General features: G+C 52.3%; 20 protein-coding genes and 4 tRNA genes. 5 read left to right on the top strand and 19 right to left on the bottom strand.

Going from position 1 to position 20,135, the window contains the following annotated elements:
- Window positions 1-47 precede the first annotated feature (47 nt).
- Window positions 48-878, top strand: coding sequence for a zinc transporter ZupT (gene zupT, locus IMCC13023_RS00130; RefSeq protein WP_007539961.1), 831 nt, complete (start codon window positions 48-50; stop codon window positions 876-878).
- Between the two features lie 49 nt (window positions 879-927).
- Here zupT and rplL read toward each other — a convergent pair whose 3' ends face one another.
- The 6 genes from rplL to IMCC13023_RS00100 form a co-directional block, all read right to left on the bottom strand.
- Window positions 928-1,305: a 50S ribosomal protein L7/L12 gene (gene rplL, locus IMCC13023_RS00125; RefSeq protein WP_007539959.1), complete on the bottom strand. Its 378-nt coding sequence runs from the start codon at window positions 1,303-1,305 to the stop codon at window positions 928-930.
- Between the two features lie 26 nt (window positions 1,306-1,331).
- Window positions 1,332-1,844 (bottom strand): 50S ribosomal protein L10, encoded by a 513-nt coding sequence (rplJ, locus tag IMCC13023_RS00120; RefSeq protein ID WP_007539957.1) that lies wholly within the window; start codon window positions 1,842-1,844, stop codon window positions 1,332-1,334.
- Window positions 1,845-2,011: 167 nt separating this feature from the next.
- Window positions 2,012-3,559: a DEAD/DEAH box helicase gene (locus IMCC13023_RS00115; protein WP_007539955.1), complete on the bottom strand. Its 1,548-nt coding sequence runs from the start codon at window positions 3,557-3,559 to the stop codon at window positions 2,012-2,014.
- An 87-nt stretch (window positions 3,560-3,646) separates the two neighbouring features.
- Entirely contained in the window at window positions 3,647-3,898 is a 252-nt protein-coding gene (locus IMCC13023_RS00110) for a glutaredoxin domain-containing protein (RefSeq protein ID WP_040324696.1), read from the bottom strand.
- Window positions 3,898-4,539: an HAD-IA family hydrolase gene (locus tag IMCC13023_RS00105; RefSeq protein WP_040324695.1), complete on the bottom strand. Its 642-nt coding sequence runs from the start codon at window positions 4,537-4,539 to the stop codon at window positions 3,898-3,900. Before IMCC13023_RS00105 ends, IMCC13023_RS00110 begins: the two co-directional genes overlap by 1 nt.
- A 7-nt stretch (window positions 4,540-4,546) precedes the next feature.
- Window positions 4,547-5,569 (bottom strand): hypothetical protein, encoded by a 1,023-nt coding sequence (locus IMCC13023_RS00100; RefSeq protein ID WP_007539949.1) that lies wholly within the window; start codon window positions 5,567-5,569, stop codon window positions 4,547-4,549.
- A gap of 23 nt (window positions 5,570-5,592) precedes the next feature.
- Here IMCC13023_RS00100 and IMCC13023_RS00095 point away from each other — a divergent pair, with 23 nt between their 5' ends.
- Together IMCC13023_RS00095 and IMCC13023_RS00090 are read left to right on the top strand one after the other, a co-directional pair.
- Window positions 5,593-6,561, top strand: coding sequence for a carbohydrate kinase family protein (locus tag IMCC13023_RS00095; protein ID WP_007539946.1), 969 nt, complete (start codon window positions 5,593-5,595; stop codon window positions 6,559-6,561).
- Window positions 6,562-6,613: 52 nt separating this feature from the next.
- Entirely contained in the window at window positions 6,614-8,185 is a 1,572-nt protein-coding gene (locus IMCC13023_RS00090; protein ID WP_157775942.1) for a TM0106 family RecB-like putative nuclease, read from the top strand.
- Here IMCC13023_RS00090 and rplA read toward each other — a convergent pair.
- The 5 genes from rplA to IMCC13023_RS00065 all read right to left on the bottom strand — a co-directional run bounded on the left by rplA (window position 8,182) and on the right by IMCC13023_RS00065 (window position 10,621).
- Window positions 8,182-8,871: a 50S ribosomal protein L1 gene (gene rplA, locus IMCC13023_RS00085; RefSeq protein ID WP_007539942.1), complete on the bottom strand. Its 690-nt coding sequence runs from the start codon at window positions 8,869-8,871 to the stop codon at window positions 8,182-8,184. The two genes, IMCC13023_RS00090 and rplA, sit on opposite strands and share 4 nt — an antisense overlap.
- Window positions 8,872-8,946: 75 nt before the next feature.
- Window positions 8,947-9,378: a 50S ribosomal protein L11 gene (gene rplK / locus IMCC13023_RS00080; protein ID WP_007539940.1), complete on the bottom strand. Its 432-nt coding sequence runs from the start codon at window positions 9,376-9,378 to the stop codon at window positions 8,947-8,949.
- Window positions 9,379-9,392: 14 nt separating this feature from the next.
- Window positions 9,393-10,256 carry a transcription termination/antitermination protein NusG gene (nusG, locus tag IMCC13023_RS00075; protein ID WP_007539938.1) on the bottom strand — a complete coding sequence of 288 codons (864 nt, stop codon included), beginning with the start codon at window positions 10,254-10,256 and terminating at the stop codon, window positions 9,393-9,395.
- Between the two features lie 10 nt (window positions 10,257-10,266).
- The gene (gene secE / locus IMCC13023_RS00070) at window positions 10,267-10,530 is read right to left on the bottom strand and encodes a preprotein translocase subunit SecE (RefSeq protein WP_040324723.1); all 264 of its coding nucleotides are present in this window, start codon (window positions 10,528-10,530) and stop codon (window positions 10,267-10,269) included.
- 18 nt (window positions 10,531-10,548) lie between these two features.
- Window positions 10,549-10,621, bottom strand: a tRNA-Trp gene (locus IMCC13023_RS00065).
- A gap of 211 nt (window positions 10,622-10,832) precedes the next feature.
- Here IMCC13023_RS00065 and IMCC13023_RS00060 point away from each other — a divergent pair.
- On the top strand, window positions 10,833-12,032 hold the full coding sequence (locus tag IMCC13023_RS00060; RefSeq protein WP_007539932.1) for a pyridoxal phosphate-dependent aminotransferase: 1,200 nt from the start codon (window positions 10,833-10,835) through the stop codon (window positions 12,030-12,032).
- A gap of 2 nt (window positions 12,033-12,034) precedes the next feature.
- Here the strand turns inward: IMCC13023_RS00060 and IMCC13023_RS00055 are convergent, their stop codons facing one another.
- The 8 genes from IMCC13023_RS00055 to IMCC13023_RS00020 all read right to left on the bottom strand — a co-directional run bounded on the left by IMCC13023_RS00055 (window position 12,035) and on the right by IMCC13023_RS00020 (window position 17,582).
- A complete protein-coding gene (locus tag IMCC13023_RS00055) occupies window positions 12,035-13,072 on the bottom strand; it encodes a UDP-N-acetylmuramate dehydrogenase (RefSeq protein ID WP_040324694.1) in 1,038 nt (345 codons plus the stop codon).
- Window positions 13,069-13,485, bottom strand: a complete 417-nt coding sequence (locus IMCC13023_RS00050) for a MaoC family dehydratase (RefSeq protein ID WP_007539928.1) — start codon at window positions 13,483-13,485, stop codon at window positions 13,069-13,071. The genes IMCC13023_RS00055 and IMCC13023_RS00050 overlap by 4 nt, the downstream gene beginning before the upstream one ends.
- Window positions 13,478-13,921: an FAS1-like dehydratase domain-containing protein gene (locus tag IMCC13023_RS00045; protein ID WP_007539924.1), complete on the bottom strand. Its 444-nt coding sequence runs from the start codon at window positions 13,919-13,921 to the stop codon at window positions 13,478-13,480. The genes IMCC13023_RS00050 and IMCC13023_RS00045 overlap by 8 nt, the downstream gene beginning before the upstream one ends.
- Before the next feature lie 19 nt (window positions 13,922-13,940).
- Window positions 13,941-14,017 (bottom strand) — tRNA-Met (locus tag IMCC13023_RS00040).
- A gap of 19 nt (window positions 14,018-14,036) precedes the next feature.
- Window positions 14,037-14,108 (bottom strand) — tRNA-Thr (locus IMCC13023_RS00035).
- Window positions 14,109-14,140: 32 nt separating this feature from the next.
- Window positions 14,141-15,985 (bottom strand): alpha-amylase family glycosyl hydrolase, encoded by a 1,845-nt coding sequence (locus IMCC13023_RS00030; RefSeq protein ID WP_007539922.1) that lies wholly within the window; start codon window positions 15,983-15,985, stop codon window positions 14,141-14,143.
- Between the two features lie 95 nt (window positions 15,986-16,080).
- Window positions 16,081-17,295: a sugar ABC transporter substrate-binding protein gene (locus IMCC13023_RS00025; RefSeq protein ID WP_040324693.1), complete on the bottom strand. Its 1,215-nt coding sequence runs from the start codon at window positions 17,293-17,295 to the stop codon at window positions 16,081-16,083.
- Between the two features lie 202 nt (window positions 17,296-17,497).
- Window positions 17,498-17,582, bottom strand: a tRNA-Tyr gene (locus tag IMCC13023_RS00020).
- Between the two features lie 330 nt (window positions 17,583-17,912).
- On the opposite strand from IMCC13023_RS00020, the gene IMCC13023_RS06920 reads away from it, so the two are divergent.
- The coding region (locus IMCC13023_RS06920) for an ice-binding family protein (RefSeq protein WP_157775941.1) at window positions 17,913-20,135 on the top strand (2,223 nt) is incomplete at its 3' end.

The raw sequence follows: 20,135 nt of genomic DNA, 5'->3' as shown, positions 1-20,135 counted from the left end.
GGTGACATAAGTTACCCGGCTTTTTCGTCACCTCACTAAGGAACAAGATGGACAGCACGCTGCTATTGGCCTTCGGGGTCACACTGGCGGCTGGGCTATCCACAGGAATTGGCTCAGCCCTTGCCTTTTTCACCAAGACCACGAATAAGACCTTCTTTGCAATATCAATGGGGTTTTCCGCGGGGGTAATGATTTACCTGAGCTTCGTTGAAATCATTCCGAAGGCCACCGCCTACATGGCCAGCACGGTATCGAGCGTTGAGGCCGCCGGCTACGCGGCCTTCGCATTGGTTCTTGGCATGGTGGTTATGGCGATCATAGATGCGCTGGTGCCTTCCTCAGCAAACCCCCACGAGAACACACAGATCGAACTAATAGGCAACGACCAAACCCAACTCGACATGCTGGAGACTGCCAGTAATAAGGCACTGCTTCGAATGGGGCTTTTCGTGGCTTTGGCAATTGCTATCCACAACTTTCCCGAGGGGCTCGCAACGTTCTTGCTGGTACTCGATGACCCAGAAGTTGGAATCGCGATGGCGGTAGCAGTGGCCCTTCACAACATCCCAGAAGGCATTGCGGTTTCGGTGCCGGTTTACTACGCAACAAAGTCAAGAAGCAAAGCCTTCAAACTAAGTTTTCTTTCGGGGCTTGCTGAGCCAGCGGGTGCGATTATTGGCTACCTGATTTTGAGGCCATTCCTCACAGATTTCTCACTGGGCTTTGTGTTCTCCATGGTCGCCGGCGTGATGGTATTTCTTGCCATAGATACGCTCTTGCCGACCGCCAAGAACTCGGCCCGTGGTCACCTGACTGTTTACGGCCTGATTGCCGGCATGGCAGTAATGGCAACCAGCTTGGTCTTGCTCAGGCTATGAAAAAACCCCCGCAGTCAGACTGCGGGGGTTAATTTCTAAGTAAAGAAAATTACTTTAGGGTTACTTTTCCACCAGCGGCCTCAAGCTTTGCCTTGGCGTCTTCAGCAACATCCTTCTTTGCACCCTCAAGAATGGTTGCTGGGGCTGCGTCAACAAGGGCTTTGGCTTCGCCTAGGCCTAGGTTAGTGATAGCACGAACCTCCTTGATAACCTGGATCTTCTGGTCGCCAGCAGCGTCAAGAATGACGTCGAATTCGTCCTTCTCTTCTACTGCTTCAGCGGCAGCGCCACCGGCTGCTGCAACAGCAACTGGTGCTGCTGCTGATACTTCGAATACTTCTTCGAACTTCTTTACGAAGTCTGAAAGCTCAATAAGGGTTAGCTCCTTGAAAGCTTCAATGAGCTGGTCGGCAGTCATCTTTGCCATTTTGATCTCCTATTTGGTTTGGGTAATTAGTTGGACTCTTGCTTTTGACGCAATGCGTCGACAACGCGAACTGCCCCGGAAGGAAGTGCGTTGAAGGTGTAGGCGGCCTTGAACATCGTTGCCTTGATTGCGCTAGCGACCTTAGCCAATAGCACCTCACGGGTTTCGAGATCAGCGAGCTTATTAATCTCAGCTGCATCGAGGTCAATTCCATCCATAACGGCGGACTTGATAAGAAGCAGTGGATTAGCCTTTGCGAAGTCCTTCAGAGCCTTGGCGGTTGTTACTGGGTCACCGTGTACGAAAGCCAGGGCTGATGGTCCAACCAGCTGGTCGTCGAAAGTGGTAACTCCTGCATTTTTCGCAGCAATTCTCAGAAGGGTGTTCTTTGCAACCACGTATGTTGCGTCATTAACCATTGCACGACGAAGCTCTTTCATCTTCGTCACACTGAGTCCGCGGTATTCAGTCAGAATAACGGTGTTCGAGCTTGTAAACCTTTCGGTTAGCTCGGCTACCTTTTCCTTCTTGTCTGCCATGGCGCTCCTTGTTTGTTTAGTGCCGGTGACAAGAGGATCAAAAAAAATGCTCCGGCGCTAGGCGCACGGAGCAATACTCAAAAAGAGAATCTCTTCATACACCTGCGCTGGTTTTCACTTTCGTGAACCTTCGTCAGTCGCGGCGGATCTAGAACTAGTTCTAGGTTTTAGCGCGACTTGTACCGGCGGTCTTTGGCTCCGCCCATCTTATTAGGCGTGTGGCGTGCCCGCAAGTCAGTTCTGACTTTGTTCTTGTTTACAGTCGCAAATCTTGAATCACCGAAGTCAATTGAGTCCATGACCATTGGTGGTGCAATCGGTCCAGCTAGCTCTTCAAGCAACTCGTGACCCGGGCTCACATTGCTGTAAATGGCCTCGCGGTCAGCTCTTTGGAGTAGGTCTTCTACTTTTCTTGAGCGACCCGATGGCACCATGCAGATTACTGTTCCGCTGCGACCAGCTCGGCCGGTGCGGCCAGCTCGGTGGAGGTAGGTCTTGTACTCTTCAGGCAAATCCAGCTGAATTACTAGTTTCACGTCGTCGACGTGGATACCGCGAGCTGCAACGTCGGTCGCGACCATAACTCGAGCAGACCCCTTGATGAATCGCTCTAGGTTCTTGGTTCGCTGAGCCTGGTTTAGGTCTCCGTGCAATCTTGCGGTTGGAACACCAGCGTCATTCAGGCTGGAAGACAAAGCCTCAGCCGTTAGCTTGGTGCGAACGAACACGATTGACTTGCCAGAGCCCTGAACTAGGCGATGGAAGATTGCTGAGCGATCTTTTGGATCCATTACTAGCACGCGGTGCTCGATGTCTGAAGACTCGTTTACTTCGCCCGGTACCTCGTACACGTAAGGCGACGGCATGAACTTCTTGACAAGCTGAGCTACCTCAGAGTCCAAAGTCGCAGAGAAAAGAAGCTTCTGGCTGTCTCCTGCTGCCTCCAAAATGCGGTTCACTGGCTCAACAAAGCCCAATTCACACATGTGGTCAGCCTCGTCAACTACAACTCTTTCTAGACCAGACAGGTCAATTTTGCCCTGGGCCATTAGGTCTTCCAAGCGACCCGGGGTAGCAATAGCAATGTCCACGCCGCGCTTTAGCGCTTCGACCTGACGGTGCTGAGGCACACCACCATAAATAGTGGTGGTGTAGAAACCTACTGATTTTGCAAGCTGCGAAAGAGTGCGGTCGATCTGCTGAGCCAACTCGCGTGTTGGCGCAAGAACCAAAGCCTTTGGCTTTAGCGGCACTCTCGGCTGGTTTCCAGCTTTTGCCAGGAAGGCAACTAGCGGAACACCAAAAGCAATTGTCTTACCGGAACCGGTTTTTCCGCGGCCCAATACGTGTCGACCAGCCATTGCTGCAGGGATAGTTGCGGACTGAATTGGGAACGGTGTTGCCGCACCCATCTTCGCTAGCTCTTGGGTCAGACGCTCAGGAAGGTCCATCTCTTGGAAAGTTGCAAAGCTCTCGCCAACCTCTGTCGCCTCAAGCCTGTCTAGCTTCTTGTCGCCCTGGAAGGTTTTGCCGGTCTTGGCACGTGCATTTGAAAAGTCCTTGTCGCGAGAATCCTCGCGCTGAACTCGGTCAGGTCGCTGTGAATGACGGGGCTTTCGAGCTCCATCGGTTGATTGGTAATCGCCTTTTTTTGAGGCGTAGCCCTTTCGACCATTTGATTTGGTCGGCGCAGGCGAATAGTTATTATTTGGCATCGTCGGGGAAGTCCTTATCTGGTGAATCCGGAGACCCCGAGCTCACAATATTCAAAGCCTACGACCCGAACGCAAAAAAAGATAGACCTAGGCTATGATTCCGCGGATTTTAAGCTCTGCATGGAGTATGGCATCACTTGGCTCAACTAGGAAATTGCCGTCTGCGAATTTGATCACCGGTATGTTGTGACGACCGGAAATAGCCTGTGACTTATCGGCATTCTCTTTGCTCTGTTCAACATCAAACAATTCGTACTCAACCCCGAGAGTGTCCATCAGTGACTTTGAACGCCTGCAGTCGCTGCACCAATCAGCGGAGTAAAATTCTATTTCTGCCATTACCTCAACCTAACTTCATCTGGTATCTCCAACAAACCTTGTGAGTAATTCAATCCCGCAAGTGAAACAATGACCAAATCGGCAACCGAGTCCAGGGTCTGTTCACCGATTCCCACCAGCAATGACGCCCCTGCCAGCTTGCCGGCCGTAAGGCCCGCGGGGGCATCTTCGAATACTGCGCATTCGGCTATTGGGATGCCGATTTTTTGGGCTCCCAGTAAATAAGGCTCCGGATCTGGCTTGCCCTTTTGTCCATCTGCTGCGGTCACTAGAGCCTGAGGCGGCACAATCCCCGCCGCAGACAATCTGGCTCTGGCAAGTTCCGGATTGGCTCCGGTGACAATGTTCCAAGCGCCATCGGGCAGTGACACCAAAAGCTCAAGGGTTCCGACAAGAGCGGTAGTTGAGTGAGCCTGATCAAGTTCAAGTTGATTTATGTAATCGAGCGCGTCATGAAATTTGTCTTCCGAAACTAGTTCAGCAACGATGTCGCTTGCTCGCCGGCCGTGATATTCGGCACTGAGATCGAATCCGGGATGGTAACGCTCGCCCCACAACACCCATGCCTGCAATGCGCCGGGCATGGAGTCGACAAGGACTCCATCATTATCGAAGAGCAAGCCTTTAAGAGGTGTTTGCATGCGCTTTCTAGTCCTTATCAGCGTGGCGAGAAGTAGTGGTTCGGTAAATACCGAAAGCAGCCAGCGCAAGTAACACTAGCGCCGGAAGCATGAGCCGGAAGAACCAGCTGATTGAAGGAGCGATAATTCTTGACTGCTGCTCCACCGCGGTCATGTTTTCTCTCCAGTCCGGGAAAATTTCAAGGCTAGAGATAGCTTGAAAGCCCATCGTGAAAGCCATAAGTGTGACGACAGCACCAAACACAATTGCCAAGACAAGGTTTAGCTTCACAGCGGCTAAACCAATAGTGCGCTCTTTAACGGGTAGTGGCTTTGAAGACCTAGCTTGGGCAGCGAAGCGGGTTCCGGTGATTATGGAAACCGCAATAACCGCCTGAATGATCACCCAGATCCAGACATCAAGGCTCGTACGAGTCACATCGTAAACGACCAGGCCAAAGATAATCGCTATTGCCGTTCCGATAATGGGGCTTGCGTAAGCAAGGCCAATTGCGCGCTGTAACTTTTTACGATCTTCGTCCTTTTCGCCCGCCGGGATATCGGGCGCATCTTTTCTAAACACGAATGCGGCCAAAATCACAAATACCACCAGCGCTGTTGCAAGGATTATTGGCAGATAGACATTTAGGAATCGCAATCCGACTGGATCGTCCGAGGGGTTATAAGAGTCCCAAGCCCCGAAGAAGCTTGCGATGGCAAAGACGGCTCCAGCAACCAAGGAAAGCACGACACCTAAGTTATTTAGGCGGTGAGCACTTATGGCTAACCCGGAATCAGATTCGGTCCTGATTCTCAACGCCAGTTTTTGTCCAGCCAGCGCCGCAAGGGCAAATGCGGTAATTCCTAGGAAGAAAAGATAGATTTCCAGCTGAAATCTTGGGTCCGGATAAACCGAAGTTCCGTCGTCAAGGTAAACGGTCCGCTGCACCAGCAACTGTGAGTAGGCGGCAATCATAAACAAAATCCAAGTGGCTACTAGGCCAATGAGTGGAAGCCGAATTGCGGTCTGTATGCTCGAGGCGGTCTTCATGGCTAAAGCCTAGACTTAGCGCCATGATTCTAGTTATAGGTGAAGCACTAATTGACCTGATCGGACACGAAGGTTCTAGTCAGGGCTACAACCCGGTCGTTGGCGGAGCCAATGCCAACGTTGCCATGGCGCTTGCAAGGGTAGATGTTCCACACCGGTTTTTGGCGAGGATCTCAGGTGATTCCTTCGGCCACAAGATTAGAGGCCACCTCGAGTCATACACGGTTGACCTATCGCTTTCGATTGCTGCCACAGAGCAAACAACCCTGGCGATTGCAACAATCGATTCTGCCGGAGTCGCCAACTACTCGTTTTATATAAACGGAACTGCGGACTGGGCTTGGGAGCCTAAAGAGCTCCCAACCATCGAGGCGGTGAACCAGCTCGGTGCCAAGGCCGTTCAATTTGGTTGCCTAACTGCCGCGATTGAGCCGGGAAGTGGGGTTATGGCGGATTGGCTTGCAACGCTATCGGCTTCAAGGCAAATCACGCTCTCGCATGATCTAAACATTCGACCGTCACTGGGTTTTGAACGAACAGTCGAGCTGGACCGCGTTCTGGCGCTGAACAAGGCAAGCCACATAATCAAAGCCTCTGATGCCGACATCGAGTGGCTATTTGACCTGGAGGCTGGAGCCGACCTGACTAACATCGCCGAGCAGTGGACCAGAGGCGGCAAGGTGTTGATCGTAACCATGGGTGGCGACGGAGTGCTCGTCTATCGAAACGATCAGGTCATCGAAGTCCCAGCCCAGGAAATTATGCTGGTGGACACAGTTGGTGCTGGTGATACTTTCATGGCAAATTTCTTGGCAAAACTCAGTGACCTAGACGCCCTCGGAAGCGAACCTGTGGCAAAACTGAACGAACTAACCCCGGATGAAATGCGCAGCGCCGCTGAGTATGCCACGGCTGCTGCTGCCATCGTGTGTGAGAGGGTTGGCTGCCAGCCTCCGACAAGAGCCGAGGTTGAAGCGCGGCTTCAGGCGTGAACCCTTCACAGGGTGACTCCTTGATTCGTAAAATGTGGCAATCTTTGTTCTAATGAAGTTACGCGAGGGAGCCTGGAGTTTCGACTCAAGAGATTTGATGCGAGCTCAGTGCCCGCACTGCACGAAGCTCTCGGTTGCCAGAGAACTCAAGCTGCCCCAGCTACAGACTTTGCTCGATTCTTTTTACGAGAGACCCGATAACCTTCCAATCCGATATGGAAATCAATTTGAGGAAGCTCTCGAGCGAGAGCTGCTTGTGAATCTCGGCGATCTACTCCAGAAACCCGAGAGCTACGATCCGGCCGATACTCGGAAGCTCATGCTCGCAAATGTTCCAGTGATTTACCAAGGAAGCCTCAAAGGAGGCTCAGGAAGCATGGTGTTTTCCGGTCGCCCGGATTTCCTTTTGCGATCCGACTACCGATTTGAATTTACCGAAACTGGCCTGACAGCAATACAGTCTGGCAACCTAACTGCCGGCTACACAGCCTGGGATGCCAAGCTTTCAAAAACCCCAAAGCCTGAATACCAGGTGCAAGTGGGTCTCTATGTTGATGTCCTAGAAACAATGGGTCTAAATGCTCCCGGGACGCATGGTCTAATCCAAGGAAGCCGGGAAATCAACGAGTTTGCTGCCGATGTGCTTGTGGCAAACATGAAATCGAAGCGCAGTGAATACCTCGATGAAGTAGCCACTTTTATAGACTCCGGCCCAACCTCAATTGCCGACTGCGGAGAGCTGATTTGCACCGCTACCAGTTACTGCGGTATTTGCGAATACCCCAAGCTCTGTAGTCACCAAAGATACGAAACTAATAGCCTGCAGCTGGTTGCTGGAATCTCGAAGGCTCAGGTTGTGTCCCTTCGGGCAACCGGCGTAAACACAGTTCGGGAGCTTGGTGCATTTGAGGGAAACACTGAAACCATGGGTCAGGAAAAAGTTGCGGTGCTCTCGAGACAAGCCAGGCTTCAGCAGCACACTTATGACTCTGGCGAGCACGTCTACGAAGTAAAGAACCGCGCACCGCTGACAGCGCTGCCACAAGAAAACAAGGGAGACCTGTTTTTCGATCTTGAGGGGTTCGTGTTTTCGGGACCAGCCGGAGGCCTCGAGTACCTATTTGGGTATTTGACTATCGATTCCGGATCACAATTTCACTGGTCCTGGGCTGATGATCGAGATGCCGAGAAAGAATCTTTTGAGGGATTTATTCGGTATTTGTTTGCCAGGCTAGCCACCTACCCCGATCTCAATGTCTACCACTATGCGAACTACGAGCTGGCTGCCCTACGCAGACTTGCCAAGCGCTTCGATAGCTTTATCGACGAGGTGGAGCAACTGATCAACGATGGGGTATTTGTCGATCTTTATCTACTCGTGAAGTCTTCGCTTGTCCTGTCTCAAGAAAGTTACTCAATAAAGAAACTTGAGAATTACTACGAGTTTGAAAGAAAATCCTCGGTCAAAGAGGCGATGGGTTCGATGGACACTTACGAGTCCTACCTCGAGAAGCTCGAGTCAGACCCAACTGCCGCAGAAACACTGAAGCGCCAGGTGCTCGACTACAACCAAGACGATTGCGTGAGCACGCTGGCGCTGACCAGGTGGTTAAGAACTCTTTAGTAGTCCGACAGATCCAATGGAATCCCCGGACCGAAAGTAGTTGCGACAGAACCCTTTAGTAGGTACTTACCCTTGGCCGTCGATGGCCTCAGGCGAACAACTTCTTCCATTGCAACGTTTAGGTTTTCGGTTAGCTTCTCAGCTGAGAAGTTTGCCTTGCCAACGATGAAGTGAAGGTTTGACTGCTTGTCGATGCGGAACTCAATACGACCAGCCTTGATGTCTGTGACAGCTTTGGCGGTGTCCATGGTTACTGTTCCGGTCTTAGGGTTTGGCATCAGGTTACGAGGACCCAAGACCTTACCAAGGCGGCCAACTTTACCCATTAGATCTGGGGTTGCAACCGCAGCATCGAAGTCAGTCCAGCCAGCTTCAACCCTTGCGATTAGCTCGTCGGAGCCAACCTCGTCAGCGCCAGCTTCGCGAGCAGCATCTGCTGCTGCTCCGTTAGCGAACACGATTACTCGGGCGATCTTGCCGGTTCCGTGTGGCAGCGAGACGGTGCCACGGATCATCTGATCGGCTTTTCTTGGGTCAACACCTAGCTTCAGTCCAACCTCAATTGTTGAGTTGGTCTTCTTGCCGGCGGTGTCGATTGCTAGGGCGGAAGCCTCCGCAGTGGAGTAGAACTTGCCCTCTTGGATCTTTGCTTTGGCCTCTGTGTAGGCCTTCGAGCGTTTTGCCATGCTGCTATTCCTTTCGGTCACAGTAGTGGTTTATGGGGTGCTACCCCTCCCACGACTATCTAGTTGTTTTGTTGCTTATAGCTCAGTGGTGATTCCCATTGAGCGGGCGGTGCCGGCGATGATCTTCGCAGCTGCGTCGATATCGTTAGCGTTCAGGTCTGCCATCTTTACTTCGGCGATGGAGTGAACCTGCTCCTTGGTTAGCTTGCCAACCTTCACGGTGTGAGGTGTGCCACTACCCTTTGGAACTCCGGCTGCCTTCTTGATTAGCTCGGCGGCTGGAGGTGTCTTCAGGATGAATGTGAAGCTACGGTCTTCATAAACGGTGATCTCTACTGGAACAACGTTTCCGCGCTGGTCTGCGGTTGCGTTGTTGTATGCAGTACAGAACTCCATAATGTTTACACCGTGCTGACCTAATGCAGGTCCGATAGGTGGAGCTGGGTTAGCAGCGCCTGCCTGGATCTGCAACTTAATCAGACCGGTGATTTTCTTTTTGGGTGCCATTTTTCTATCTTTCCTTAGTTCAGCGGACCGACCTGGTCAAAGGCCAGTTCCACTGGAGTCTCGCGTTCGAATAGTGAAACCAAAACCGTAACCTTGCCGCTTTCTGGCTTGATTTCGGAGATTGTGCCGGGAAGGCCGGCAAAAGAACCGTCCTTGATCAAAATGCTTTCGCCGATCTTGAAGTCGATGTTGACCGGGATAGACCTTGACTTTGCCTTGCCGCCAGGGCCGTTTCCAGCAGCCTTGGAGTTCTTTACCTCTTCGGTCTCTTCTGGAGTGAAGAGTGGCTTTAGCATTTCAAATGCCTCTGCCGGACGAAGTGGGGTTGGGTGCTGGGAGTTGCCAACAAAGCCGGTAACGGCTGGTGTGTGACGAACCAGGGTCCAGCTGTCCTCATTGAGCTCCATGCGAACTAGCACGTAACCGGGAATGCGGACCTTAGAAACTAATTTGCGCTGACCGTTTTTGATCTCAATGGACTCTTCCATTGGAACTTCGATCTGCAGAATGTCATCGCCACCGGCAAGAGCTGCCTTACGGGTTTCGATGTTTTGCTTCACGCGGCGCTCGTAACCGGCGTAAGAGTGGACAACGTACCATTTGCCATCAAGACCGCGAAGCTCTTCGCGGAACTTCAAGTAAGGGTCGGCCTCTTCAACGACAGGCTCTTCTTCAACTGCGACTGCTGCCTCTTCGACTGCTTCGGCTTCGACAACCTCGGCTTCTGCCTCTAGAGCATCATCAGTTGGCTCTACAGAAACTTCGTTCAAGTCGGCTTCGTCGGTTTCAACGTTCTGGCTGTCGACCGCTTCAACCGCTTCGACTTCTTCTGAGGCTTTGGCGTCGCTTGAGACGTCACTGAAATTTAGATCTGACATTTTGTACCTCTTATCCTGCGAACATGAAGGTCACGACGTTTAGGAAAACCCAGTCAAGAGCGGAGATGATGACCATTACCACCGCTACGAAGCCAAGAACGACTCCGGTGTAGTTGATCAACTCTTTGCGAGTAGGCGTTGTTACTTTGCCTAGCTCAGAAAGTACCTGGCGAATAAATAGCGTCGCCTTCTGGATAGGGTTCTTGGCCTTGGCAGCGTCGGCTTGCGCCTTCTCTACTAAGTCCTCTGAAGCCTTCTCGTTCTCTTCTGCCAACTTAACCTTCTTTCTTCGCAGGGCGGACAGGACTCGAACCTGCAACCTGCGGTTTTGGAGACCGCTGCTCTACCAATTGAGCCACCGCCCTGTGTGTGACATCGCCACCAACCGTTACTTGGCACAAGGCTTGGTTTCAAGTGCCATCTGGGAAAGACACACTTATAGATTGAATCTATTTAAGTGAATTTCGCCAGAATAGTTATCGGCAGATGTCAACTTGAGTAAGTCTAGAGGGTTATTTCAAGCATTGCAACGGGGAATCAGCCACCGTCTTCACATTCCGCAACTATTCTTGAAGGATGTCTGACTCTAGAATTTCAAAGCGAATTAGCGCCATTGCAGAATCTGCGACCCTGAAGGTCGACAGCAAGGCCAAGGCCCTAATTGCCAACGGACGCCCGGTCATCTCATACGCTGCCGGCGAGCCCGATTTCCCGACTCCCACGCACATTGTTGAGGCCGCCGCAATTGCGGTTCGAGACCCGAAAAATCATCGCTACACCCCGGCAGCAGGACTTCCGGAAATGAAAGAAGCAATTGTTCAAAAAACGCTTGAGGACAGTGGCACGAAAATAACTCCGAGCCAAGTCATTGTCACTAACGGTGGCAAGCAGGCTGTCTACCAGGCATTTCAAGTCATCCTCGATGACGGTGACGAAGTATTGGTGCCTGCTCCTTACTGGACGACATACCCGGAGGCCATCAAGCTTGCCGGGGGCAAGCAGGTCGATGTCTTCGCAGGATCTGACCAGGGTTACAAAGTAACCGTCGAGCAGCTAGAGGCGGCCTACACGCCGAAGACCAAAGCGTTGCTAATTTGCTCACCGTCAAACCCAACTGGAGCAGTGTTCTCCAAGCAAGAGCTGACAGACATTGGCAACTGGGTCGCGACCAAGCCCAATCTTTGGGTAATAAGTGACGAGATTTATCAAAACGTGGTCTACGACGGCATTCGTGCTTACTCAATAACTGAGCTAGTGCCCCAGATTCAAGACCGCACCATCATGGTCAATGGCGTTGCTAAGAGTTACGCCATGACCGGCTGGCGACTCGGGTGGATGATTGCCCCGGACGACGCCGCTAAGGCCGCGGGCAACCTGCAGTCACACCTGACCTCGAATGTTTCAAACATCTCACAGCGTGCAGCTATCGCTGCCATAACCGGCGATCAAGAGCCAATACAAAAGATGCTGGCAGCCTTTGACCGCAGGCGAAAACTTGCCGTCGCCGAACTGAACAAAATCCCGGGGATGATGACACCGAATCCTGAGGGTGCGTTCTATGTTTACCCAGATGTCAGTGGGTTACTTGGTAAGACTTGGGCTGGGAAACAAATCACAAGCTCCCTGGAGCTTGCAGACATGATTCTGGAGCAGGCCGAAGTGGCCTTAGTTCCAGGGGAAGCGTTTGGTCCTAGTGGTTACCTGCGATTGAGCTACGCGCTTAGTGACGATCAACTGCTAGAGGGTATCCAGCGCATGCAAAAGCTTTTTAGTTAACTCTAAAAACCAACCAAATTAGGTTCTGGAATCAAGTTAATTCCCCACCTGGCAGCAACGCGCTCTTGAATCAGTCTTGCTAATTCTAGAATTTCAGAACTACTTGCTCCACCTCGGTTGGTGATTGCCAGCGCATGCTTATTGGAGATTGCGGCCTTCGAGCCAGGAATCGAGTAACCCTTGGGGAAGCCGGCATTCTCAATTAGCCAACCAGCAGAGATTTTCACCTGGTCTTCATTTGGCATTCTCCAGCGCTGCATCTCCTCGGGAAACTCAAGGCTCTTTTCGACACTAATCACCGGGTTGGTAAAAAAGCTGCCGCATCCGACGCTGTCTGGGTCGTTAGCGCTTATGACCATCCCTTTGGAGGCGCGAAGCTCTAAGACTGTTTTTCGAACTTGCTCCAAGGGCAATGCAGATCCGTATTCAGCGCCTAAGTGCTCGGTAATCTGACCGGACTTCATGGGGACACTCATGCCAGCTAGTTTTTGCAATCTGAATTCGACCCAGCCCACTAAGCCCTCAAGCCCATGCTTCAAAGCGCTGTCTCGATAGGAAAATTCGAAATAGCTGGCTGGCCTTATTACGGACTCATCTGAGCCTTTTTCTAGAAACTCAACCTGGGTAATCACGTCAGATACTTCCTGGCCGTAACCGCCGACGTTTTGAACAGGGGTGGCACCGACGCTACCCGGTATTCCGCTCATGGCTTCAATCCCGGCGTAGTCATTAGCTACCGCCCAAGCCACGAACTCATCCCAAGAGTGACCTGCCTGAACCTGAACCGTCACAAACTGTGCATCCTCGGAGACAATTTCCACACCGCGGTTAGTCACGTGAAGGATGGTTAGACCTTCTAGATCTTCCGCAAATACGGTGTTAGAGCCGCCTGCCAGAACATGAAATTGCTCGTCGCTACTCCAGAGCTCAATAGCTGCGTCGTATAACTGCTGGGTATTGCCGCAGCTAATAATCCGACTTGGCACTCCACCAACCTGCATCGTGGTGAGCGTGGAAAGACTTACCGGAGCGTTACTCAAAGCTGAACCCAAACTTGTGATTTGCCAAGAACATTGTTGCCATCGAAGCTTGTTTGCAAATCAATTCTTGCCTTTTTAGCCTCTGAATCCAGTTCGGCAACCTTGGCAATGACCGTAATTACGGCCCGCCCTTTTGCTGGAACCACGACCGGCTTGGTAAACCTCACGCCGTATTCGAGAATTTTCCCAGCATCTCCAAGCCAACTAACCACCGGGTCAATTGACAGGCCCATGGTGAGCATTCCATGAGCCAATACCCCTGGTAATCCAACGCCTGCTGCGATATCGTCGCGGTAATGAATTGGGTTGAAATCGCCTGAGGCCCCCGCATATCGAACCAGGGAATCTCGGTCTAGGTTGAAGTTTTTTTCAGCTATCACATCGCCAATAGTTAATTCACTGATTTCAGGCATCTTCACCCCTAACCACAAGCGTTGAAATCGCCGTGCAGACAAGCGAATTGCTGTCATCGAAAATTTCAGTGTCGAAAACCACCATGTGGTTGCCCCCAAGGGACTTGACGCTTGCAACGGATAATTCGCTCGTCAAAAGATCTCCTGCAACAATCGGCCGCTGGAAAACAAACTTCTGTTCGCCGTGGACAACCCTAGAAAAATCAAGCCCGGCTTCCGGGTCGGCTATAACAAGCTTCAGGCCAAACTCTTGCAGGACTATCGGGAAAGTTGGAGGAGCGACTAAGTCGCTGTGACCGGAGGCTTTGGCTGCGGCCAGATCGATTGATTCCTCGGATGCGAACGTTGCTCTTGCAAACTCGCGAATTTTTTCTCGTCCCACTAGGTAGGCGGCAGACCTAGGATATCGCTTGCCTTGAATGTTTGGGTTAACCATGGATACAAGGGTAATGCCTTGGTAGCGGGAGCGGGACTCGAACCCGCGACCTCACGATTATGAGTCGTGCGCTCTAACCACCTGAGCTACCCCGCCGCGTTTGATCCGAAGACCGAGCCCCGAGACAGGTTTGAACTGTCGACCCCTTCCTTACCATGGAAGTGCTCTACCACTGAGCTATCGGGGCGCTGCCATAACTGCAACCGAAGAAGATTAGCACTAGCGAACAGCGCTAGGCAAACGCCAAATCTGTAAATCCAATTCTGCGGCGTCGTAGCGTATTTTTCCGCCCACTACTCGAAGCAAACCATTGCCAAAAAGATTGGTGGCACCTTCGGCACCACTGATGGCATCCCTCGAGAATTGAAGCTTCCGGTCCCTGCCCCTGGAGGCAATTACCAGCACCGACTCAGTCTTTGATTCTCGAACAAAAGCAATTGCTTCATCCGACGAGTAAAGCCAACGCATTGAGCCTTCGGCCAAGGCCCGATGGTGCTTTCTTACTTGAGAAAGCTTGGCGTAGGTTTCAATCATGTGAGGGTCAGTTTCCCGCTCGCCATTCCAGGGCATTGGAGTTCTTGAGCCCTCACCGGTTTCGGCGTCTAGTCCCAGTTCATCTCCCGCGTAAACATGCGGAATTCCAGGAAAGGTGAACTGCAAGCCTGCAGCAACCCGCTGCGAACCAGAAATGGCGAAGGTCTTAAACCTTCCGGTCTCATAAGTATCAAGAGCGTTTAGAGCGTGCATTCTCAAATGCCAAGGGGTAGTTCCTGACTGGCAGTTATGCGCTTGACGAAACTGGTCTCCTGAAATCGACTTGCGACCAAGACCCATCTTTGCTTCTTCTTTATTCTGCTTGGTGTTCCAAAGCCAGCTCCAGGTTGGCTTGGTGAAATTGGAATAACTCAAGATCGATGAAAAGTTATCCCCCTGAACCTGGACTACCGAATCCGAGCCGAAATCGCCTATCAACAAGCTATCTGGGTTCGAGTTGTCCATGGTGTCTCGAACAAGATTTAGAACCTCATGGTTGTAGTCATCCATTCGGTTTTTACCAATTGCTCCTGCCGCTGCCAGTCTCCAGCCGTCAAGCTGAAACGGTGTCGAAAGGCCCTTTGCAATAATCGATGCCTTGCCCTCAACGAGGCGTTTTCTAATTTCCTCTGAACCCCAGTTGAACTTAGGTTGGGTTTCGTTTGCGCGCGAGGAGTCATAGCTGAGGTTGCCCTCGGAGAAGTAATAAAGCTCACTCTCTAGAGCAGTTGGCTTCTTGAACGCGGATGCAAACCACTCGTGGGTCTCGCCAGAGTGATTCAAATTCAAATCGCCAACTACCTTGATGCCTGCTTCGTGAGCCTTGGAAACCAGGCTGGCAAGAGCTCCATTTCCACCCAGCACCGGGTCAACTTGGTCGAAGCTCGTCGCATCTAGCCGATGACTGGAGCCAGCCGGGAAAAAAGGTGTGAGCTGCAAAATCGTTACGCCAACTTTTTTCAGGTGGCTCAGGCGATCTTCAATACCCTTTAGGTCACCGCCAAAAAACTGTTCGTTTACTCCGCTGCCTCTGGTCTTCACGGCACTATTCCAAGTTTTAGGCTCCGCCCATGCCGGCATCTCGCGCTCATCTGCTTTGGTCGAACGAGAAAATCGGTCTGGCATGACCTGATATAGAACGCCCCCGGTAGCCCACTTGGGGACCTTGTTGTGAACATTGATTCTGAAATCATCGCGGTCCGGTTGATCTAGCTCATGTAGTCCGGTGGCGTTTAGCCAAAAGCTCTCGCCGCCAGTGGTTTCTAGAAAAAACCTGTAGCTAACTTCCTGGTTCGGAATAACAAGTAAGCCCTCGTACCAATCCCAGCCGTGACGGTGAATAAGAGGCTTGAGCGCCGGACTGAATGTCGATTGGCCTGATTCGCTTTGGCGAATAAGTACCTGCTTCAGTTTTCCAATCGAATTGTGAATCCGGATTCGAATCTTAATTTTGTCGCCGAGCTTTGGGCGCTGATTTGCAACATAAAGTGCCGAGCCATCGTGGTGCGGCTGCAAATCTAGATCGGGCATGCCTACAAGCTACCCTGCCTAATGCCTAACGGACGTGAGGATATGCACAATGAAAGTGCCAAAATGTGGGGATAATCCCACAAAGGAATCGGTATTTAGTCTCGGATTGCTTCCGCTATTTCGTCAGACATTTTTCTCCAAAGCAGGTTTGGGTCATCGTCTTTGCGCAAAATTGCCATCTGGGCCTCTCCCAACGGAAACCACACGGAGTCTATTTTTGATGACACCGGCCTCGGCACCGCACTAGAACCGCTCAAGCCGAATTGATAGGGAATCTTGAAATCCTTGGCGCTTTCTAGAGCTTTCAAATTAGAAGGCGTGCGCCCGGTTGCTTGAAACATGGCGATTTGACCAGGGTCGCTTCCTAGGTATTCGACAATGAATTTGGTCGCCGCACTTGGGTCACCGGCTCGGGCACTCAGCATTGCTCCCCGAACCTCTAGAAATGGCCTGGCTACTTGTCCGCCGGCAGAAGGAACTTCATAAGCGTTCCAGCCCTCCTCACCGAAGACCTCGGAGAACCACAATCCACTCCAGGGACCGGTGATCCAGCAGCCCTTTTCGCCATCGATAAGCTGCTGCTGAATAAGGGCGGTATTGCTCTCAAGATCAAAAAGAGAAGCATTTTTGGACAGCCAATTTGCAAAGGCAAGTCCCTCTTCATTGCCCAAAGCTAAATTCAAAATTCCAGAGTTGGTCGGATCGACCTCGAAAACACTTGAGCCAAAAGACGTTTGAAGCGGGTACAGGTGATACGGGTCGCCGGTTCCATCGTTTAGAGAAATCGCAAGTCCGACATCAACTACGTCTTGAAAAGTTTCGGGCGCTTTGGGCATCGCGGACTCTGTGCACACAAGCGCAATGCTCTCTTGGGCGTAGGGCAAACCATACTGCTTCCCGACATGGCTGAAGGCTTGAACTGCTCCGGAGTTGAACCCTGTCTCAGCACCTTCCAAGCTAAATGGTGCAATCAGGCCTCCAGCTAAAAATCCTCGCTGCAGACCGTGAGGGCCAAGCACTATGTCAGGGGCATTGTCACTAGCGCCCAAAAACTCGTTGACTATGTCTGTTTTTATTACAAGGTCAACCCGCGTGCCGGTATCGGCCTCAAACTGCAGTGCTACTGATTCGAGACCAAGCGCCTCGAACTCGTCTAACCAAACGGTAAGAACCTCGCCTTGGGTTGTGACCTCTGAGTCGACTTCAGAAACAACTGCAGCTGGTTCGCTAGGTGAGCAACCTGCAAGAGCGAGTGCAGAAATAATGGTCACTCTGATAACGCGGAGTGCGCCGATCCTAGTCGCTTTCACTGGGACCCCTTTCGACACCAGAACGCGTGAAATGAACAATAACATCCACTAAAACTGGATGCGTTTTTCCAATCCACAGCCTCCATTGGATGATCCTGAGCCCCTCTAATTAAAGGGAAGCTTGTACTTCAAATGTGAGGATTCATCGGACCTAAAGCCCGCTAGGAACATGGCAAAGGCCCAGTCATTCAAGACTGGGCCTTGGTGGCAAGTGAGGGATTCGAACCCACGAAGTCGATGACAGCTGATTTACAGTCAGATCCCTTTGGCCGCTTGGGTAACTTGCCAGTGCAACGCACTTGCGTGGAGGCAAATGCGTTGCGGGGAAAGTTTATAGGAAAATCCCCATCGGACAAACCATGGAATTTCAGGGCTATTTGCCGCCGCCGAACCGATGACTAGATGGACCTTTTCCACACTTGGGGGACAGGCGTCAACTGGTTGGGGGATAGTTGTCAACTGGTTGGGGGATAAATATCCCCTTAAGTGGGGATAAACACTGTAGGGTTTCAAACAAGGTCGATATTCGCGAATTACGCGAGTTAGCCATATGTACCTAGAAAGAATTCATCAGAATTCACGCCCTACCGGGCAGAAGCAAGTCCTCCAAGCTGGCAATGTTCACAGTCGTTGCTCTCACTCTGGTTATGCCTGCCACTTTTTTGATCTCGGATTCGAGTCAAGCGGTCGAACCGATTTCACTCGGCGTAGCGGATGACTTCGCGATTCTTGCTGGCGCAGGGGTCACTAACGCAGGGGAGACAAACGTCCTAGGTCACATCGGAAGCAATCCAACCGTGACAGTATCCGGTCAAGCAACGATCACTCAGACCGGAAGCTTGCACTTGGGGGACGATACTTCCATCCAGGCAAAATCGGATTTGCAAGCAGCTTTTGATGCGGCTTCCGCCCTGACTTCAACAAACACCATTGCAGGTAATCTCGGCGGGCTCACCCTTAGTCCCGGTGTCTACACATCGGCAGCGACCATTGCCATAACTGGCAACTTGATATTGGATGCGGGTGGCGACGCAAACGCAGTTTTTGTTTTCCAGGCCGGCTCGACTCTTGACGTGGCGGCCTCGAGTGAAATCACGCTGATTAATGGCGGTTCGTTGGACCATGTTTACTGGAAGGTTGGCAGCACAGCCAATATCGCAGCCAACGCAAAACTCCTGGGCACAGTGCTTGCCCAGACCACAATTGCCATGGCTGCCGGTTCCTCTGTTCGGGGAAGACTACTTGCTATCAACGGTTCAGTGACTCTCTCCTCTAACAACGTGCACAAGTACGATCCGCCGATAGTGACTCTGACCGCAAGCACAGTTGATCTAGCGACAGCCGCAGGCTACGCAGTTCTTGCTGGCGGCGGAATTACCAACGCAGGCGAAACCAACGTTCTGGGCCACATTGGCACGAACCCTACGGCCACCCTCACCGGTCAAGCTTCGATAACGCAAACTGGTGAGGTTCATCTAGCCGATGCTGCCGCCATTCAGGCCAAAACGGACCTTCAGGCTGCATACGACTCTGCAAAGTCGGTTTCCGTCGTATCCCCTATTTCGGGCGACCTAATCGGTATGACCATTACTCCCGGGGCCTATGAGTCGGTTGGAGCCATCTCGCTCACAGGCAACCTAGTCCTTGACGCAGGTGGGGACGCCAATGCAGTGTTTCTTTTCCGAGTAGAGGGCGCGCTGAATGTCGCCGCCGGTGGAAACGTAACCGTGATCAACGGTGGGTCAGCTGACAATGTTTACTGGCGAGTAACCGGAGCCGCAAATCTCGCTGCGGGCTCCAGCTTCATGGGAACTGCTCTGGTCAACACAGCCATAGCCGTGGCGGCAGGAGCCTCGGTTAGAGGGAGGCTCCTGGCCATTGGGGGGACCGTCACTCTTTCCAACAACAATGTCTACAGCTATGACGCGCCCGTCGTAACCCTGAGCACCTCAACAATAGATCTTGCAACCGCCGGCACTTATGCGATCCTGGCGGGCACAGGAATTACAAACGCTGCCGGTGTTAGCAGCGTGCTTGGCGACATTGGTTCGAACCCGGCGGCCACCTTCACCGGGCAGGACACCCTTACTCACACGGGTAATCTCCACCTAGCTGATGCGGCCGCAGTTCAGGCCAAGGTTGATCTTCAGGTTGCTTACGACGCAGCCAAATCAGTCTCGACGACCACGCCAATTAGCGGAGATTTGATCGGTCTTACCTTGACCGCTGGCGCTTATAAGTCAGCAGGCGCTTTGTCGTTGACAGGAAATCTAATTTTTGACGCCGAGGGAAATTCAGACGCGATGTTTTTGATTCAAGTCTCCGGCGCACTTAACGTTGCAGCTGGCGGCAACGTTACTGTGATCAATGGTGGCAACATTGGCAACGTCTTTTGGCAGGTAACCGGTGCAACAAACCTGGCCGCTGGGTCAGTCTTCGCGGGAACGGTGTTAGCAAAAGACGCCATCAACGTGGCTGCGGGAGCGACCGTTACAGGTCGCCTCCTGGCCCTAGGAGGAACTGTCGCCCTATCCTCCAATAGCGTGACTCGGGTAGATTCATCGCTCGAGCTTGCCGCGATAGCCGCTGCCGCTCAGGCGGCTCAGGATGCGTTGGATGCAGCGGATGCAGCTAGTCGGTCTTCGGATGCCGCGGACGCCGCGGATGCCGCTAGTCGGGCTGCGGCGCTAGCTGCTGCCGCTCAGGCGGCTCAGGATGCGTTGGATTTGGATTTGGCTGCGCTCGAGGCTGCGGATGCCCTGGCTGCTTCGGAGGCTGCGGATGCCCTGGCTGCTTCGGAGGCTGCGGATGCCCTGGCTGCTTCGGAGGCTGCGGATGCC

This window comes from Candidatus Aquiluna sp. IMCC13023 (genome assembly GCF_000257665.1).
Taxonomy (GTDB): Bacteria; Actinomycetota; Actinomycetes; order Actinomycetales; family Microbacteriaceae; genus Aquiluna.
The sequence above is the reverse complement of the archived record's forward strand: the minus strand, read 5'-3'. Positions and strand labels throughout refer to the sequence as shown.